The following is an 18,789-nucleotide window of genomic DNA, read 5'->3' on the forward strand; positions in this document are numbered from 1 at the left end:
CCGGCGAACATCGATCTGCGCTTTCCTATTCCTGCGGACTCTTTGCCTGATTCTGTCTACTTTTTGATGTATGGACCGGATTCGTCGCTTCGCGTCAGAGAACAGCGCTTACGCCGCCATCGACATAGAGCACTTGTCCATTGACGAAAGAGGATGCTTCAGAGGCAAGGAACAAAGCGGCACCAATCAACTCCTCCGGCCGTCCCCAGCGATGAGATGGGGTCCGCTGCAACAGCCAGTTGTTGAATGCTTCATCCTCTTTCAGCGCCCGCGTCATCTCGGTGAGAAAGTAGCCAGGTGCAATCCCATTAATCTGTATATCGAATCGTGCCCAATCGGCGCACATCGCCTGCGTGAGCATCTTCAGGCCTCCTTTGGAGGCGGTATAAGGGCCTGTGGTGGGACGTCCAAAGCCACTCATCAGAGAACAGATGTTAATGATCTTTCCGCCGCGACCGCTCGATAACATTCGCTGGACGACCTCGCGGGCGACCAGAAAGGCACTTGTCAGATTGGTGTGGAGGACGTCATTCCACAATTCCAGGGGCGTCTCATGCAGAGCAGCGCGGCGCTGAATGCCGGCGTTGTTGACGAGTACATCGATGGGTTGAATCCTGTCGATGGCTTCTTGAACCGCACCCTCATCCAACACGTCAAACGCTGCAACCTCGGGATGGAATCCTGCATGGATAAACTCTTGCTGAACCTCGTGGAGGGAATCTTCCGAACGGCCATTCAGAATCACGACCGACCCCGCCCGCAGAAAGCCCTCCGCTAATGTCTTGCCCAGGCCGCGGCTCGAGCCGGTAATCAAAACACGTTTTCCAGCGACGTTGAATAGATCCATTTTGTTCATGAAACCAGGCTCATTCATGGAACCAGACTCACCTTAATCGCACGTCTGCGGTCAGACGCCAGCTCGAATGCATCGCGTGAGTGCTCGAGCGGAACTTCAGCAGTAAGAATTGGCGATAGATCGATACGCTGCGATTCAAGCAGAGCAACGGCCATTCGGTACTCCTCGTAGAACCGGAAGCTTCCCACAAGTTCAATCTCCCGCGTGACAAGTATCGGCAACCGAAGCGGCTCCGTTGTGGCTGCCGGCAAAGATCCGAGTTGGACCACCCGGCCGCCGGGACGGACATGCAGCAAGCATGTTGTGAGAGCCGCGATGGCTCCCGCGGCTTCGATCGCAACATCAAAACCATCCTCCATCAACCGCTCCCGGATGATATTGACGACGTTGGAGGCGCCGAACAGTTGTGCCTTTGAGAGAGGCTCGTCCAATTGATCGGTGACGGTCACCTCAAACGCGCCGGCAAGCCTCGCACATAGAATCGTCAACAGACCGATCGGACCTGCACCTGTAATCAGAACCCGCTTGCCGACCAGATTGCCGGCACGACGGACGGCATGAAGCGAAACAGCGAGCGGCTCCGCGCAGGCAGCCACAGAGAATCGCAGTTGGTCACTGATCGGCACGCACTGTGATTCTTCAGCGACGAAAATCTCGGAGAACGCTCCATCCACATGCGGGAAACGGGCGGCACTTCCATAGAACCTGACATCCGTACATAGGTTCGCCCGGCCGGAAAGACATTCACGACACGCGAGGCAGGGACGTGCGGGGTTCACGGCCACACGGGCGCCCACTTGTAACTCCGTCACACCGTCCCCGACAGCAACTACCGTTCCTGCGACTTCGTGTCCTAACACCATCGGCTGCCGAACCTCGAAACTGCCGACCCGGCCGTCGTGAAAATAGTGGAGATCCGATCCGCAGATGCCGCCTGCGCCGAGCCGTACAGCTACCTGCGACTTCTGCACCTCTGGAATACTTCGCTCCTCAACTCTCAAGTCAAGCGGACCATGGATCACGCAAGCACGCATCACTTACCTCCCCTGTTCGCTCTTGTTCCCAGACCACCGGGCGATCGTCAATACCGAACCAATAGGCCGCCGCCCCGATCAAAAGCACCGTGCTGGCAATGAAGAAGGCAGCGGAAAAACTCGCAGTACGCGACAGGACAACGCCGGTGATCCAGGCTGCCAGTGTGGCCGAAGCATTCGCGAAAAGATTCTGCAGGCTCGTCCATTTTGCGGCTGCATCTTCGCCAGAGAGAGCCTGCGCCAGTGCCCAGTTATTCGACGAGAATAGACCGAGACAAAAGCTGGCGCCAAGAACGAGCAGAAGCCTCAGAGTAACTGGATGCACCTGGGCGGCAGCCAGCAAACAGGCAGCACAACCGATCGAGCCGAGACATACAGTCGCTTTTCTGACACGAATCGGGAGCGAACCCGACCGTATCAGACGATCTGAAACGTATCCGCTCCCTACAGAAGCGACGGTCAGAAGCCAGAACGGCATGGAGCTCATCCATACCAGTTGCTTGCCTGAGAATCCCGAATGCTCGACGAAATATGGCAGCCACACGACAAACAGACTCCAGGCGTAGTTGCCTCCGATGTGGCCAACAGTAGCTCCCCAGAATGAGCCTTTCGAGGCGATCTGCCGATATGCCAGAGAGCGGGAGAAGGCGCTGGGAGAGGCGACTACATCAAGCGAGCGTGTGCTCATAAGCCAGACAGGAAGCCATACCAGGCTTAGCGCCCCGAGCCATAAGAACATCCCTCTCCAGCCGATCGCCAATAAAACTGTCGTACCGAGCATGATGCCGAGCGCCGGCCCGATCTTTGATCCCGCGTCGATCAGGCTGTTTGCCGTGCCCCGCAGGCCTTCCGGAAATAAACTTGTGATCAAAACCGCGGTCGCCGGATATGAGATTGATTCGCCACAGCCGAGTAAGAGTCTCATGCCGAACAGAACATAAAAGCTGCTGATCGATACGCCGAAAACATGAATGTCGTGCGTGAAACCAGTAAACGCAGTCGCACAAGACCATACAAAGAATGCTCCCGCGTAGAGAGTGATGGCGTTCATACGCGCCAGCAGCTTGCCGGCAACGAGTTGCATGACGGTATAGGTCATGAAAAATGCTGAGGCAAGAACCCCCAATTGGGACTCGTCCAGGTGCAGTTCGCGTTTGATGCTCACCAATGCGATCGATAATGTGCCTCGATCGACAAAGCTTATTCCCATTGCAAACGTCAGCAGATAGAGAACCCGCCAACAGGTTTTCGAGGGTGAGCTTATTCCGGGCACAACTGATTCCTTCGGCACAATTGGTTCATCCAATTGTGCCGAAGTCTATCCAAGCGTTCGCAGCAGTGTCAAATGATTTATTTCCGGGACGCGCGGCTGCGCCGCTTGCGAAGCATCACGAACCGGGCGTTTGCATCCTCGAGATGCTCGCGCATAATCGAGCGCGCCGCCTCCGGGTCGTGCGCACGAATCGCACTCGCAATCCGTTCATGAAAATGAAGAGGGCGCTCAAGCTCGATACCGGAGAGGCTCATCATGGAATCCATGGTGACGCGATGCAGACGCTTGAAAAGGATCTGACAGATCCTGTCGCCACTTGCTCTGTAAACCGCATCGTGAAAACTGAGGTCGGCCAGGACTCGCTCCGTGGAGGAGGTACTGGAGCGCAGGTCTTCGATGGCCCGCGCCAGAGCTCCGATATCCCCGGAATCCGCACGTTCCGCGGCACGAGCCGCGAGCTCCGGCTCCATCAGGATCCGGGTCTGAAAGAGCTCCTCGCCGCGAATGTCCTCCAGCAGTAAAAGGAACTCTATTGGTTCATCCAATATATTTTCAGCGGTCAGGCTTAAGTACGTACCATCGCCAACGCGCTGGGTAAGGATACCCATCGTTTCTAGAACCTTCAATACCTGCCTTACCGAAGCGCGATTGACACCGAACTCCTCAGCCAGCTCCCGTTCGGTTGCAAGCCGTTCCCCTGGGCGAAGTCTTCCGTCGGCGATCCGTGACTTTAGATCGGTAATGATTCTTGATGTCACGCGATCGTCTTTTACCGAGGGCCCAGCCTTATCTCTCATGCCAAGCAGTATGACCGATCGATTGGCAGCTTTCCAAGCGTAGCGCTCTGAGCTTCCAATCTGACCGCTCCGCCAGTACCGCGCCGCTCAGGCTTCCCTCACGCTTCCAGGATGCCCCGCTTCAACGCGATGAGCACGGCATGGGTACGATCGTTGGCCTGCAGCTTCGCGAGCACATTCTTCATGTGGCCCTTCACCGTATCCTCAGAGATGCTGAGGCGGTCGGCGACGATCTTGTTCGAACAGCCAGAGGCGACCGCCTGCAGCACCTGGAGCTCGCGTGTGGAGAGCGACTCCGAGCCGAGATGCTCTGCCATGCCGTGAGCAATCTCATCCGAGATGCGTTTGCGTCCCTGATGTGCCGCACGGATGGTGTCGATCAGCTCGGTGCCGAGCATGCTCTTCAGGATGAAGCCCATGGCGCCGGCCTGCAGGGCGCGGGTTGCGTGCACATCACCGGAGTAGGTTGTCAGCACGACGATGCGCGCCTTGGGAAACTCTTCCCGGATCGCCTGAATCGCCTCGATGCCGTTCATGACAGGCATCTGCAGATCCATCAGCGTGACATCCGGACGGTGCTTTCGGTACGCGGCCACGGCCTCGACTCCGTTCGTCGCTTCGGCCACAAGCTCCATGTCAGGCGCCTTCTGCATGATGAAGGCAATACCATCCCTCATCAAAGGATGGTCATCGACAGTGAGTACACGGATCGGGGAGTTCATAAGCAGCCCTCCCTGGGGGGATATAGCAGTAGAGAAACGATATCACCGGCGACGCCCCCTCGCACCACCCCCGAAAGGGTTGGTGGTCCTGGGAAATCCGCTTGCCACCAGAATGCTGGCTTCGAGCCCTGGTTTTTTGTTTGTCATTTCGGAGCGCCAGCGGAGAAATCTGCTTTTCTCCCGATGTTTCTTAGCAGCCACTGAAAAGCAGATCCCTCCGGGATGACAAAACAAACGCGGTCGCGCCTGGCGCAATACCCTACCCTTCGCGATAAAGCCGAGAAGTGAGGCAACGAAAGTGGTGGCTTAACCGAATTTGTCGATTCGCCTGGGCAAGGCTACGCCAAAGGCTTGAGCTCCTGCAGGATGGTGGGGAGCAGTTCAGAGACCGTGGGATGAATATGCACTGCCCTGGCGACAAGATCATAGGTCTGCCGTGAGTACATGCAGGTCAGCAGGCAGTGAATTGCCTCATCGCCGCCGACGCCGAGAATTGTCGCTCCCAGAATGCGGCGCGACTCCGCATCGACCAACACCTTCATAAAGCCGGCAGACTCTCCCTTTTCCACCGCGCGTCCCACACGGGACATCGGGCGCTTGCCGATCAGTGCGGGTTTTCCGCTCTGCCGCACCTCGGTTTCCGTCATTCCGATATGCGCCAGCGGAGGATCGCTGAAAAGCGCATAGGCCGGAATACGATCCGCGGCCGAGCGAGTACCGCCGTCGAGCAGGTTATCGGCGACGATCTCGTAGTCATTCCAGGAAGTGTGCGTGAACGCTCCGCGTCCGTTACAGTCCCCCATCGCCCATACGGTTGGGCTGGCGGTGCGGAGATGCTCATCGGTGATGACGAATCCGTGAGCATCCATCTTCACACCTGCCGCCTGCAGGTTGAGATCGTCTGTATTCGGCCTGCGCCCGGTGGCCAGCAGGACGTGCGATGCTTCAACCTCCGGCTCTCCCTGCTCACAATCGACTGAGACCGTGACGCCGCGCTGGTTACTCCGCAACTGAATGCAGTTGGCGTGTGTCCGGAAACGTATCCCCTCAGCCTCCATAATGGCCCGAAGTTCGGAGCTGGCATCTTCATCCTGCCGGGAGATGATGCGCGGGTTCCGCTCCACAACCGTTACCTCGCTGCCGAAGCGGCGGAACATCTGCGCAAACTCCAGGCCGATGAAGCTGCCGCCGACCACCGCCAGGTGCTGGGGTAGTTCGCGTAGCTGCAGGATCGTCGTGCTGGTCAGCGCGGGCACGCCTTCATGACCCTCCACGGTGGACATCGGCCGTGCGCCCACATTCAGAAAGATACGGGCGCCTTCCAGGAGCCGGTCCCCTACACGGACAGTCGTTGGCGATTCAAAGACCGCCTGCCCCTGGATCAGGGTGCAGCGTTCCATGCTGCCGATCCAGGAGAGCAGCCCCTTACGCGAGGCTTCGACAATGCCGTTTTTCCTGGCCATCACGGCTTCCAGGTCGACACGCACCGTCCCATCCAGCCTGACGCCATAATCGTTCCCCCGGCGGGCGAGGTGGGCCGCGTATGCTGAGGCCACCATCGCCTTGGTGGGCGTGCAGCCCACGTTCACGCAGGTTCCGCCTACAAGCTTGCGCTCGATCAGCGCCACTGTTTGTCCCGCGGCGTTCAGGCGCGACGCGAGAGCCGGGCCGGCCTGGCCGGCCCCGATAATAATGGCGTCATAGCGTTCGGTCATGCAGCCCCCTTGATTGCGGTAACCACCAGCGCGATGGCGAGAGCGTCTTCCAGCAGCGCCGCGCCGATCGCGGACTTCGTCACTTCTGTCAGCTTTTCCCGCAGCCATGCGCCGCCGTAGGTTCCAGCAACAGCTCCAAGGATACCCAGAATCACGCCATAACCGAGCACGCTGTGGGCCGCACCAGCGGTTCCGCCGGCCAGGGCGCCCATCACGATGCGGGCAATGAACTGCGGCGGCACCTTGCGGCTCGGCGTCTTTGGCAGCTTATCGTTGATCAGCTCGGCGATGGCAAGCACGGTGAAAATCAGTACCGTCCACTTCGATGCCATGAAAGCGAGTGATGTTCCGGCTACGGTAAGCATCCCCAGATGCGCTGCCCAGCTTGCGCCCGCCGGGGACGTTAGGGCACGCAGCCCAGAGACAAAACCAAATAGAAAAAGGACGACGATCAGCATCGGCACACCCTCCAGATTTCGTTCAATTCAGGATGAGAGACAGGAGCCCAGCGCCTTCCAAGCTACTCGCACAGAAGGTTCCGGGAAAGCCCCTTTAGGAAAGGAAGGAATGCCACACTTTGGAGTCGGCGAAATAATCTCTTACAAACGCCCGCGATATGCTTAATTGGCATCCATTTATTTCTAGGGCTTGTTCGAACGGATCGCACAGCCCCATTTCACTATCTGCAGCTTGGTCTTGCCCGCCGGGGACTCGGCTGCCCAACACGGCAACGCGTTCAGGGTTCATGTTTCAAACATGTCGCATATGTTCCGCCTTCAACCGAAGGCCTCCGCTGCTTTGATCCTTGGTCATCCCGGCCATGAACTTCGGGTCTATGGATGGATTCGTTTCATCCGTCCTCTCACCTTTGTCATCACAGATGGCTCAGGGGCGTCAGGAATAAGCCGTCTGGATACGACGACCCAGCTTCTCAATCACCTGGGTTCTCCGATCGGAACGGTCTATGGACGATTCACGGACGAAGCTATCTACGAAACGATGCTCGCTCGTTCTCTGGAGCCGTTATGCGAGGTCGTTGAATCTATCGCGTCCGCACTGATCGACGCCGAAATTGAGATAGTGGCGAGTGATGCCAGTGAGGGATACAACCCCACGCACGACATTTGCTTTGAGCTGACACAAGCCGCAGTGGAGCTGGTGCGCAAACGAACCCAGCGCGCGATCCGGCGGTACTCGTTCTGCCTCACAGAGTGGGAAGGATGTGTACCGTCTCAGATAGACGGAGAAGCGATTCATCTGAAACTGGATGATACCTGCCTTAACGAAAAGGTCGAGGCAGCTCGTTCCTATGTTGAGCTGCGAGATGAAGTCGATAGAGCGATCGAATGCAAAGGGATCGAGTATTTCCGGAACGAGGCCCTCATACCTTCGACAGGTTGGACAACCGCACCTGAGGACTATAAGGCCGGTTATGAGCTACGGGGAGAACAGCGGGTGGTTGAAGGCAAATATGCGCAGGTACTGCGATACAACGACCACCTCCTTCCAATCTTCCGCGGCCTGCGTCACTATGTCGATCAGAACTAAATTTTCAGGGAGTTGAAATCTTTCCGGTGAAGATCCTTATCACCAACGCCAGCCTAGATACATCCTCCGGCACAGAGATTGTGGCGCGGGATCTGGCCCAGGCCATCGCACGCGCCGGACACACGCCGATCGTATTTTCCGGAACGCTGGGAGCTATTGCAGAGGAGTTGCGGGCAACTGGAATCCAGGTGACCGACAATCTGGCGCAGATCGATGCCGCTCCAGATATTATTCACGGACATCACCATCAGCCATTGATGGAGGCTCTGCTCTATTTTCCAGAGACGCCTGCCATCTACCTGAGTCACGACGGCAGCAGCATCGTCGATGAACCGATCTATTTCCCACGGATACGTCGCTATTTCGCTGTGGATGAGCGCTGCCGGAACAGGATTCTACAAACCATAGGCCCAGCGGCCGGTGAGGTTTCGCTGATGCTAAATGCGGTCGATCTCGATCGCTTTCTCCCCCGTGCTCCACTGCCCGAAAGACCGCGCCGCGCGTTGCTTTTCAGCAATCACGCCCGTAATGACACCTATCTTCCAGCGGTGAGAAAAGCATGTGCTCGCGCCGGTATCCCCCTGGATGTGATGGGATCTGGAACCGGCACTGCTAGCAGTACCCCCGAAAAAGGGCTCCCCAGCTACGATCTCGTCTTTGCCAAAGCGCGTTGCGCGCTGGAAGCCATGGCAACAGGATGCGCCGTGATTCTTTGTGACTTTGCCGGAGCCGGAGCTTATGTGACCGCGGCAACCTTCGATGAGATGCGCCGCAAGAACTTCGGACGCGCGCTGCTTACACAGCCGATCAAAGCAGAGGTCCTGCTGCGAGAGATTCAGAGATACGATCCTGCCGACGCGGCCGCTGTGAGCCAAAGGGTGCGCTCAGAAGCCGGTCTGGAAGAGGCCGCAAAACAGTGGCTTGCTATCTATGCCGACATCCTGGACGATTTCAGTCTCCACATGATCGATCGTAAGGCGGAAGGCCATGCAGCCTCTCTTTATATCGGGCGGTGGCACTCCCTCCAGCGAATAACTTGGGAAAAGGATCAGGCCGCGAGGCTCAAACGAATTCCCATGATCGGAAATTTCGTACACAGGACCGGGGTTCGGCTACTGCGGCGGTTCAGCAGCGACAGCTCCCTTTAAAAACAAGAAGCGGCGAGTTCCTCTCCGGAAACTCACCGCTCTTCCAAAGAACAGCTACTGCAGGCTAACGGTGCCCACACTGCTGCAAAGCGGGTAGGTGCCGCCAACGTTATTCGCCTTCCGGTTTGTGCCGGTCGAAGCCACAGTTCCATAGGGCGCACTCAGACCGCAGGAGACTGCCAGCGCCGCAATTCGAGGATCACGCCGTAGTGCAGACTAGGGTGAGCCTCTGCTATAGCCTCGGCAGTTTTATCGTCTGCTGCCTCGAACGACACAACGGCCGCAAGGGCAGGATCCTTCGAGGCAGCCTCGGAAGCCACTGCGCCATCCTTCTCGCTGTACGTTCCCACCATCTGGTCCAGGATGCGCGGGTCGAGGTTGATCCCTTTCTGGCGAACCATTGCGACCCAGTTCTGAATCGCAATAGCCCTCTGCTCTAGCTCTGATTCGGTTAACGCTCTGGTTCCACGAAACAACATCATGTAACGATTCATTACATCCCTCCCCGGCTAGAGCATTTTTCCTGTGGGTGTCGTGCAGGGCTTCTGCACCTATGAGCGTTTTCCGCAATGAAAACGCCGCTACACGCCTCTTTCGGGATACCCAGCAACATGGAAAATGCTCTAACAGCCGTACGTCTCAAGCTATCCGGCGGGACAGGCTGCTTACTTGTAAAAAACCGGCAGGTTTCGCGGCTGGCCGCTGCTGAAGATACGGCGAGGACTCGTCCCGGTCAGATCGCGGAAATCTCGCACCATGTGCGGCTGGTCCGTGTATCCGGCGTGTTGCGCCACATCCGTCAGCGAATGCCCGCGATCCCATAGCTCGCACACGTGCTCCAGGCGAGCCAACCGGCTCAGCATCTTGGGCCGGACTCCAACCTCGCGCAGGAATGCGCGCTCCAGGGCACGCTCACTCATGCCAACCGCGCGAGCCAGATGCTCACTTCGCAGCTTCCCACCATGCCGCCGGATCATCGCCGCAGCCGCTGCAATGGGACGCGATATCTCCCCTGCCACGCGAAGATGGTCTGCAAGATGCCGCTCGATCGTATCGAAATATCCCTCGGGTGCCATATGACTCTCCGGCAGGTCTTTGAAGTGAGATCGCGTTTCCTTCGGCAACACATCGAGAAGATCAATGGTTTGATTGGAGAACTGCCCTGCATTCTCACGAAGGAATGCAGCGGCGCCGGCCTCAGTAAAACGCACAATGACTGTCTCTGCCCCACGTGCATGGGCAAGACTCCGGGCGTGATCCTGCACCCCTGAGATCACCATGCCGGGCAACCGTTCTGTCCCTCGGGTGACGGCTCCAGCAACACGCAATGCCAGTGTCATGCCTGACTCCGGAAGAAGAGTCTGCACACGGTCTTCCTCAGACCGGACCCAGAGCATCTCCCTGATGTAGGGACGCAACGGCTCGGCGGGTCTGCGAACGGCGTGACGCGTGGCACTCATCCACATATCGGATGAGGTTGCCGCAAACTCCGATGCAAAGAGACATCGCAAGCTGCAAGCTTGCGAAAGACTGAGTTTCGGAGGACGCGCACTTCGATCAGCTTTGCCCGCAGCCATGCGCCGCCGTAGGTTCCGGCAACAGCTCCAAGGATACCCAGAACCACGCCATAACCGAGCACGCTGTGCGCCGCACCGGCGGTTCCGCCGGCCAGGGCGCCCATCAGGATGCGAGCAATGAACTGCGGCGGCACTTTGCGGCTCGGTGTCTTCGGCAGCTTATCGTTAATCAGCTCACCGATGGCAAGCACAGTGAAAATCAACGCAGTCCATTTCGATCCCACGAAGGCAAGCTAAAGGCACCCGTCTCTCCTTCAAACAGCCACCTGCACATTGATGGTACCCACGCCTCTGCAAAGTAGATAGGTTTCCCCAACATTGATTGCCTTCCGATTTCGAGGACTATGGAACGATACACTCTTGGCGATTAGATGTGACATCCGCACCCTTATGCCGACGAGTGACGGAGATCTTATACTTCTGGCCGGAGACTAATTCGTAGAGCTCATTCAAATCAACATATTCCAGAACTGTGGCATGTGGCCCAATGAGAACCCCTACTCCCCCAACCCGACCGGGACTTGAATCTACGGACATTCCTCTCAATAAGACTCGTCGCCCGTTCATATCCTCGACCTTTAGAGATTCCAATGGTCCGCGCGAATGCGCGCTTGACACTCTCACTAGCTCCTCTGTGTTGTTGGTAATTGATACATGCATGATGAGATGTCCAGCTTCCTTCGCGTTTCCACAAGCCAAGTTGATCGATAGTGGCGCACTCTTACGAGCCGGCTCTTGCGCAACACTGAGTGCATACAGAGGCAACAAAAGCATTGTCGCGGCTGCTAAATGAAATTTCACTTCACACCTCCTAAGGGAAACATTTATAAGCTTGCTCCATTGTTTGGGGGGCAGGCGTCGTTCCTTGCCAATCCGGAAATTCTCGAGATGGGGTGAACGATCCTGCATTTCCGTTGCCGGCAGGGCACTGTAGGAGGTACGTGGTCCCATTGGAGGTAGTTTGTTTCGTGTTAATACCGCAGGCTGACCAATCCCAATTAAGATTCCCAAGCGGCACCGGAATTGAACTGCACGAGTCAGGGTCTCCGGGACTAGGCGTACAGCCGTCCGGTAGAAGGGGGTTCCAAAGGGCGTAAAGTTTGAATGCCATTTTGACGCCAACTTCGCCATCAGTTGCGGGTAACGGACCGACTGTCGGAGCATCACCGAATTTCGATGAAGCTGCTGTCGGATAGAAACCATCAAGTGAAGGAGATGGAGTAGTACTTGGGCAGACGCGGCGCCGCATTACGCCCTCTGTATATCTTTGGAGTGAATCCGATTGGATGATTTGGACCCACCAAAAGGGAGACGCCGTATTCTGTTGTGCAGAGCTGTTATCTGCCTGTATCTCTAATGTGAATCCCAAATCGTAGACGGTTGGATCTTCTGCCGGCACTTTACCTATCCCCATCAGCGTTGTTCCCTCTACAGCTCGAATAGTCACCGGAGAACGTGGATAAAGATCAACTACACGTATGTTCGTGGGACCTTGTACATTGAAATCTGCCGACGCGGCATATGGCTCACCATTGCTCAATGCTGCAGAAAAGTGAACGGACTCTGATCCGTTAATGTTGTGAAAATAGAATTTTATTGAGTTTACATTCGACGTTGCTGGCAATGGGGCTTCCTTCCCGCCGCTTTCGGCGTTAGGATATCCTTTATTCCCATAGTCTATAAACCCGCCGGTAATATCACTTTGATTTATTTGCCATGATTGGTCACTCATAGTGATGCCTTGCGGCGGATGGATTACACAAAGCCATATTTGCTGTCCGGCCTTGACTGTCTTTGAACCACCTCCCGACGAAGCAAGGAGCTCACCGTTTGTACAGTTTGTTGCGTCTGTAGCGTTTGAGACCAGACGCAATTGTCCCGTAGGCGTTTGAGCTAACACCGCCGCATTTGCGATTCCGTTAGGGCTACCACCATTACAGGCCCCGCAAATGAAGGTGGATCCCGTGTATCCCGGGATAACCACAATCTGGACGGGTTCATTTGGAGCATTTATGTCCACATGAACGTGGAAGTGCGTCTGCGTGCCATCAGAGCTTGAATTGTAAGCGACTCCTGACGATACGCCTGGTGCGATAGCCGAAACAGTAGGATTGTCGCCGAATCCGGTGCCCACCACCGTGACATCATAGTCACCGCCAGCAGGCCAACTCGGTGGACTCACGCCCGTCACGACTGCCGGCGGATAGCCAACCGTCAGATCCTTCGGTTCGCTTTCTCCCCAGGTATTCGAAACCGTGAATTGATGTGGGCCGATCGAGGCGGTTCCTGAAACGCTGTAGTTGAGTGATGCAGATGCCGCATCCCCACTCGCCACCGTGACTGTTAGGTCACCGTCACGGGACGAGGCCGTTAGCCTCCCAAGATCGTCTCGAAGATTCTGCCCTTGAACATGAATTGTTCCCGATTTTCCCCGCACAACCGAAGGTGGATCGATGCTTGAGATCGACGGCGGTGCGGTGCCGAACTGGAAGTAGGTATACCCAAGATAAATGATCTCCTCGTCGACATATACCTGGCCGCTGCCGGGATCGTAGCCAGTCCCACTGGGATCGCCGCCGCCAGGTGAAGTGAAAGACGCTCCTGGTGGATATTGGTAAGGATTGTAGTACCCGTCTTCGTAATAGAAGTAGGTTATCAGGTAGTGTTCGCTGTAGATGGTGTAGACACTTCCCTGATGCACTGGCGCTGTAGTTTCTACGCCAGTCCATACAATTGGGGGTGGGATAGGATTCCCATCGCACCTCCAATCCGGCGGGTTCGAATCACATGGATCCAAATACTCTGTCCTGGAAGCCTCAACGTCCTTCTGCGCCTGGCCCTCGTACAGATAACCGATCACCGCTGCGTTGTAATAATACGCACTGCCATAATCTATATCAGTTTCCGACCAACCATCGACTTCGTTTGCATTTGTGGATTCAAGGACTCCAGAGAAACCGACAACCTGAGCGATACCAGCTTTTGCAAAAAGGACACAAAAACAAATTGCGATGAGAGAGGCCCGCCGTATCGATGTCATCATTTCACCCTCCGGGACAGCATGGAAGGCTGGGATATGTGATCAGGTAGAGTTCCTACGGTTACGGCGGGTGCGAAATCCTTTTTCAAGAAGGTTTCAAGCTTCTCTTTATCAGCAGGCGTGAGACTTTTTTGAAGGGTTTCGATCTCTGAGTTGATTGCATCGTCGCGTTCAGCTTGAAGTTCCTTTAAGCGAGGCGGTGGCGGAGGTATTACAAAACCTTTTGGCAGAGGACTTTTGGGAATACCTGCGTGCGCATCTTTGATAATCTTCCGCGCTTCAGCGTCTTTTTCCTGGAGAGCCTTTTCGAGATGTAACGCAGACGTGTGAAGTTTCTCAAATTCCCCGTTCGAGAATCCCAATCGCATCTGGAAGTGAGTCCGAAAATCTTCGCCATTTTTACCAGCCTGCTTAAGCGCATCGGCCCTTCTCTCAAGATGCAACTGATAAGCAAGGAAGTGGCGGTAAAGAACCGGCAGAGTGGGTGGCGTCTTTGTTGGCTGAACCTTTACTATGCCGGAGTCCTGGCCCAATAATGAGGCAGCAGTCATCGTTAGCATTAGCAGCATGATGCTCTTGATTGAATTCTTGCAACGCATTGAGGCCTTCCTGAGAAACGTACCTGGCAGTTGAAGAGCTACTAGGTTCTTGAACGGTTTCAATTGCACGCGAATGGTTTGTCCACTTGAAACTTAGCTGCGCTATTGATCGTCCATGTCGCAGTCGTTACCCCAACATCGTAAAGACCAGGGGCCAGACCATTCGGCACCTGCACCACAACAGAGTCTCGGCTCCAGCTCACAATTACTGCCTGGATACCACCAATCGTCACCGTCCCCTGCACAGCGCCGAAATCTGCTCCAAAGATAGTCAATCCCATCTGCGGCGGCCCGATTGGCAGTAACAAGCTGATCTGCGCAAGCAACCACGTACCACCCCCACCGGCCTGGAAAGAATTGCTCGGAAAGAGCGAAGGATTATTGGACACACTCGTGATGCTCGCGGAGGTCATCGTGTTCCCTCCCTTCTGGTAGAAGGTGAGCGAGGTTCCGTTCGCTTGGGCATAGACCGGCATGTTGCAATTGTTGGTAATCAGCGCCCCGAGTGCCGACGCTATGCCTGCCGGTGTCGTGAACTGGCCGTAGGTCAAGGACACGGAGATACCATTGATGGTCGCTGTCACGGTACCGGTGTCGTAAGTGCTTCCCGAGGACTGTTCCCCTCCGCCGATGGTGACTGAGCCGATAGCCGTAGCCGCGACTCCTCGGCTGACGAAACAACCGAGAATCGAGAGCAGCAGAATTATCTTGCGAGGCTTACGCGACATTTTCGTTCCCTCAGAGTTCTGCGTTGCTATTGCAATGTAATAAGCACCATGATGGTTCCGGTGCCGGAATCAAGCGAGCCGAGAGCCTTGCCGATCACCGCTCCGACTAAACGGCTGCGGTCCGTGCCCTTCATGGCATAGCCCATGGTGGATGAGGTCACAAGCAAATCCCCGACCTGGATAGGGCCGTTCTCTGCCGTTACCTTGGTGGGGACCCTGCCCAGCATCGCCATCGGGATCTCGTCTGCACTGGCTGGATCGCTGGCCTCATGGAATCGGCCTACGAAGCCCGGCTTCGTCGAATAGACACCGGATGCCATGGTTGAATACGCTTCGTTCGACTTGAGGAATTTACCCGGCGCCTTCGGATCGATCACAAGCACATCGCCCGGTTCATACTTGGTGCGGTCCCCGGTCACATCGACAGACTCGGCGTAATCCGCGCCGCAGCCCGCATAGGGAGCGCTCTGACCTTGCGCAATGCCGCCGAAGAAGAGTTGTCCGTCGATCTCTACGTCGCCAGCGATATGAAGCTTCTTCTGTGGGTTTGTCGTGCCGATGCCGACGTTACCGTTGCCATGAAGGCGCAAAAGAGAATTGACCGTACCATTATTGGTTACATCGTAGAACGCAAAGCCGCCTCCTCCGCCACCGCCGCGGTTTGCCATAAAATCCGCTTCGCCATCACCGCCCGTGCGGTTCCATCCAGTTACCAGCTTGGCGCTATTCGCGACCTTGCTCATGTCGAGAGAGCCCCATTGCGGATCGAGATTGACGCCGGAGACGAGAAGACCACCAACCGGCGGCGTTACATCGAGGATTCCCTGAGGCGTTGATGTGCCAATGCCAACATTGCCGCTTGTGTAATAAGTATTGGAACCGGACAGCCCCCAGGGACTCGCGCCAGCCGGACCGGTAGCGCCCGCCGGTCCCGCAGGACCTTGGGGGCCAACAAGCCCGCTCGAAGGGCCAACCCAAACGCCACTGGAGTTGATTACCTGGTTTCCACCGACCGATAATCCGCCGGAAGTTGAGATTGCACCGGCTGAATTTACCTGAAACTGAGAACTTGAGCCGACCGAAAGCAATGCACTTGGAGAGGTGGTGCCAATACCAACATTGCCATTGTGGTCGATTCTCATTCTTTCCAGAGAAGTTAGGCTGCCTGAAGGCGTGGTATTAAAGTACAAATATGCGGAATGGTCGGTTGTGGTCCAAGTATTGTAGGCCGCTCCCGCATAAGTAGCTTGACCTAGGCTCCAGCTTGTTCCATCGTAGGCGCCAAGGTTTATTGCTCCAAGCACGCTGCCTGCGGTTACGGCAGTCGGGTTCAAATTAGTACCGCCAGATCTTCGAAACCTTAAGACAGGATTGTTTCCGAAAGCATTTAGTTGAATAGCCGTCGCCGACGAATCCGCCGCGCCCATATTAAGAATTACTCCGCTAGCTGGCGCGGGAAGTGTTGTTGCGGTATTGCTATTCACTGTTAGCAACGCATTCGGCGATGTAGTCCCCACCCCAACGTTCCCGGTGCTAGGAAACGTGTTTTGCGCGTACGCACTTACCGCGAACAATGCCATCAGAGCGGCGAGCCAGAGCCTATTCCTTTGCATATCCTGTCATCCTCTTCCTGTGTCGCTTTCAATTCCGTGATGCTTTTGGGCGCACGGCCGCGTCTCCGGCTCGAATCCTTCTCGCCAGTCTTCTGAATTACTTCAGGGCAACATCAAAGGGCACTTACGCAGAACAAGGCTGCAGTTCACCTACGGAACGGCGTTGAGTGTGTATTTGGGTTTGTTGTAAGAAGGAGGGCGAAAGCCCGTAACCAAGATTGTTACAATTCGTCAAAAGCAGAAAAACATCGATCCCCTTCCATTAGTGGGGACCTGAAAAATTTTCAGGTCAATCAAATCTCTAAATTGTGATTGCAAAAGCAAACCTACTGGCTGCCACAAATCGCGTCAAGAATTATTTTTAGATTTTCGCGGACACGTAGGGACGTAGTAACTCGGAGGGTTTGCGAGCGGCATGACGCGTGGCACTCATCAAAGGATGATGGGATGATATTGTCGACAACCCGACACAAAGAGATTGGCTGAGTCCGTTAGAGCAACACACCGCGAAGCATCGTGCCTCTCCGTTCTCCGTGCGGCCCGTAGAGATTAAAGTCGGCCCACGCCCCCTGTACGAGTTCTTCAGGAAGTCCCAGCATCCGCGCAGGGTTGCTCGCTGCCAACCGCGCAGCTACCGCCAGGGGAGCTCCCGTCATCTGCAGGAAGTTCTCCACTGCGCGGTCCAGAGTAATGATGCTTCCCGCCAGTGTGCCCTCGTCGGTGATACAGGCCAACCCCTTGATGCGCACCACCGTACCGCCGGCTTTATAGGTTCCATCCGGCATGCCTGCCGCTGCCAGGCAGTCAGTAATCAGAATGGCGCGTTCCGGCCCTTTGGCTTTGAGCCATAACCGCACCATCTCCGGCGCAACATGCATGCCATCGCAGATCAGTTCTGCGTAGAGATCGTCACGGTCCAGAACTACACCCAGGATGCCCGGCTCGCGATGATCGAGCGGGCGCATGGCATTGAAGGTATGCGTCGCCGACACCGCTCCGGCCTCAATGCCTGCCAGCGTCTCGGACCGTGTCGCCATGGAGTGTCCCACGGAGCAGCGGATTCCCAGGCTGACGGCGTAGCGGATCGTCTCCAGTGCACCCGGAAGCTCCGGCGCAATAGTCATCAGCCGGATGTTGCCCCGCGATGCCTCCCAAAGGCGCTTCAGCAGCTCCGGCGAAGGCGGCAGCAGAAACTCGGCTGGATGCATGCCCCGCTTGCCGTGCGAAAGAAACGGGCCTTCGATATGGATTCCCGCAGCCTGCGCTCCATCGTCAACTGTGCCTGCTTCGATGAAGGTGGCCATGTTCTCCAGCGCGATGAGCGTGTCATCAAGAGCAGCCGTCACCGTCGTAGGCAGAAAGCGGTTGATGCCCGCGCGTGCCAGGTGACGGGCTACTTCTCCCAGCCCCTCCACCGGGGCGTTCATCACATCATGACCGGCGATGCCGTGAAAGTGGATGTCGAGAAATCCAGCCGTCAACGTGCAATCGGAGAACTCATAGTCGACACGATCGACTGTCTCCTCGTCGCGGTTCGCGATGCGCGCAATCCGCCCATCGTCGATGGTGATGACGGGATCCTGCATCACACCAGAGGAAGTAGCAAGCGCCTTTGCAGCCAGCCTTTTCATCACAACAGATGGTAACAGCAGAAGCAGAAGCGGAAGAGTTGCGGGCCGATTCAAGCGGTACCTCAGTGGCTAAAGCCACGCCTGCTCTTGGTTCAGTACGGCATGGCTGAAGCCATGCCCTTAAGCAAGACGGAGCGCCTTTGGCGCCTTTCCATACTGAAGCCATCTCCTTAAGCAACATAAGCACATCTCCTTCGCGCAACGCGCGAATGCCGTGCTTAAGGGCACAGCTTTAGCTGTGCCGTGTGAAGCCGGAACAGGTGCGGCTTTAGCCGCTGCGGTACCGTGCTGTGAAGATCCCACTGACGCCTGGTGAATTCTTCGTAACAACTCTGCGTTCCTAAGGTTGCCTTAAGGCGACATAGCTTCAATCGAGACACCGAGCAGCCGTAGAACCGGAAGAGACAGGTGTTCCCTGCCTCTTTCTACGCATTCGAAATCTGCCACTGTGTTCTATCTGTTTCCACTAAAAATCGGAAGATTCAATGACAAGATCTCACCTCATCGT

At 56.1% G+C, this 18,789-nt stretch carries 17 protein-coding genes; 2 read left to right on the forward strand and 15 right to left on the reverse strand.

Annotated elements, in window-relative coordinates:
- Window positions 1-94: 94 nt before the first annotated feature.
- From FTW19_RS21400 to FTW19_RS21430, 7 genes are all read right to left on the reverse strand, one after another.
- Complete coding sequence (locus FTW19_RS21400) at window positions 95-856, reverse strand: SDR family oxidoreductase (protein WP_147649579.1); 762 nt, start codon at window positions 854-856, stop codon at window positions 95-97.
- 14 nt (window positions 857-870) lie between these two features.
- Window positions 871-1,890, reverse strand: coding sequence for an L-idonate 5-dehydrogenase (locus FTW19_RS21405; RefSeq protein ID WP_147649580.1), 1,020 nt, complete (start codon window positions 1,888-1,890; stop codon window positions 871-873).
- Window positions 1,859-3,100: an MFS transporter gene (locus FTW19_RS21410; RefSeq protein ID WP_281292460.1), complete on the reverse strand. Its 1,242-nt coding sequence runs from the start codon at window positions 3,098-3,100 to the stop codon at window positions 1,859-1,861. Before FTW19_RS21410 ends, FTW19_RS21405 begins: the two co-directional genes overlap by 32 nt.
- Before the next feature lie 140 nt (window positions 3,101-3,240).
- Window positions 3,241-3,921: a FadR/GntR family transcriptional regulator gene (locus FTW19_RS21415; protein WP_187143105.1), complete on the reverse strand. Its 681-nt coding sequence runs from the start codon at window positions 3,919-3,921 to the stop codon at window positions 3,241-3,243.
- Between the two features lie 137 nt (window positions 3,922-4,058).
- Window positions 4,059-4,682 carry a response regulator gene (locus tag FTW19_RS21420; protein WP_147649583.1) on the reverse strand — a complete coding sequence of 208 codons (624 nt, stop codon included), beginning with the start codon at window positions 4,680-4,682 and terminating at the stop codon, window positions 4,059-4,061.
- Window positions 4,683-5,020: 338 nt separating this feature from the next.
- Window positions 5,021-6,397, reverse strand: a complete 1,377-nt coding sequence (locus FTW19_RS21425; protein ID WP_147649584.1) for an FAD-containing oxidoreductase — start codon at window positions 6,395-6,397, stop codon at window positions 5,021-5,023.
- Window positions 6,394-6,855, reverse strand: coding sequence for a DUF4126 family protein (locus FTW19_RS21430; RefSeq protein ID WP_147649585.1), 462 nt, complete (start codon window positions 6,853-6,855; stop codon window positions 6,394-6,396). Before FTW19_RS21430 ends, FTW19_RS21425 begins: the two co-directional genes overlap by 4 nt.
- A gap of 307 nt (window positions 6,856-7,162) precedes the next feature.
- Between FTW19_RS21430 and FTW19_RS21435 the strand changes: the two genes are divergently transcribed.
- Together FTW19_RS21435 and FTW19_RS21440 are read left to right on the forward strand one after the other, a co-directional pair.
- A complete protein-coding gene (locus FTW19_RS21435) occupies window positions 7,163-7,945 on the forward strand; it encodes a hypothetical protein (RefSeq protein ID WP_147649586.1) in 783 nt (260 codons plus the stop codon).
- Window positions 7,946-7,971: 26 nt separating this feature from the next.
- Entirely contained in the window at window positions 7,972-9,093 is a 1,122-nt protein-coding gene (locus FTW19_RS21440) for a glycosyltransferase (protein WP_187143106.1), read from the forward strand.
- 161 nt (window positions 9,094-9,254) lie between these two features.
- Here the strand turns inward: FTW19_RS21440 and FTW19_RS21445 are convergent, their stop codons facing one another.
- From FTW19_RS21445 to nagA, 8 genes are all read right to left on the reverse strand, one after another.
- Window positions 9,255-9,587 carry a hypothetical protein gene (locus FTW19_RS21445; RefSeq protein WP_147649588.1) on the reverse strand — a complete coding sequence of 111 codons (333 nt, stop codon included), beginning with the start codon at window positions 9,585-9,587 and terminating at the stop codon, window positions 9,255-9,257.
- 171 nt (window positions 9,588-9,758) lie between these two features.
- Window positions 9,759-10,553, reverse strand: a complete 795-nt coding sequence (locus FTW19_RS21450; RefSeq protein WP_187143107.1) for an AraC family transcriptional regulator — start codon at window positions 10,551-10,553, stop codon at window positions 9,759-9,761.
- Complete coding sequence (locus tag FTW19_RS25940; RefSeq protein ID WP_187143108.1) at window positions 10,550-10,873, reverse strand: hypothetical protein; 324 nt, start codon at window positions 10,871-10,873, stop codon at window positions 10,550-10,552. The genes FTW19_RS21450 and FTW19_RS25940 overlap by 4 nt, the downstream gene beginning before the upstream one ends.
- Before the next feature lie 608 nt (window positions 10,874-11,481).
- Window positions 11,482-13,713 (reverse strand): hypothetical protein, encoded by a 2,232-nt coding sequence (locus tag FTW19_RS21455; RefSeq protein WP_147649590.1) that lies wholly within the window; start codon window positions 13,711-13,713, stop codon window positions 11,482-11,484.
- Window positions 13,710-14,309 (reverse strand): hypothetical protein, encoded by a 600-nt coding sequence (locus FTW19_RS21460; RefSeq protein ID WP_147649591.1) that lies wholly within the window; start codon window positions 14,307-14,309, stop codon window positions 13,710-13,712. Before FTW19_RS21460 ends, FTW19_RS21455 begins: the two co-directional genes overlap by 4 nt.
- 59 nt (window positions 14,310-14,368) lie before the next feature.
- Window positions 14,369-15,037: an IPT/TIG domain-containing protein gene (locus tag FTW19_RS21465; RefSeq protein ID WP_147649592.1), complete on the reverse strand. Its 669-nt coding sequence runs from the start codon at window positions 15,035-15,037 to the stop codon at window positions 14,369-14,371.
- A 26-nt stretch (window positions 15,038-15,063) separates the two neighbouring features.
- Complete coding sequence (locus FTW19_RS21470; RefSeq protein WP_147649593.1) at window positions 15,064-16,179, reverse strand: hypothetical protein; 1,116 nt, start codon at window positions 16,177-16,179, stop codon at window positions 15,064-15,066.
- A gap of 962 nt (window positions 16,180-17,141) precedes the next feature.
- A complete protein-coding gene (gene nagA, locus FTW19_RS21475) occupies window positions 17,142-18,335 on the reverse strand; it encodes an N-acetylglucosamine-6-phosphate deacetylase (protein ID WP_246153435.1) in 1,194 nt (397 codons plus the stop codon).
- Window positions 18,336-18,789: the final 454 nt, after the last annotated feature.

It is taken from the genome of Terriglobus albidus, assembly GCF_008000815.1.
In the GTDB taxonomy this organism is placed as follows: domain Bacteria; phylum Acidobacteriota; class Terriglobia; order Terriglobales; family Acidobacteriaceae; genus Terriglobus; species Terriglobus albidus_A.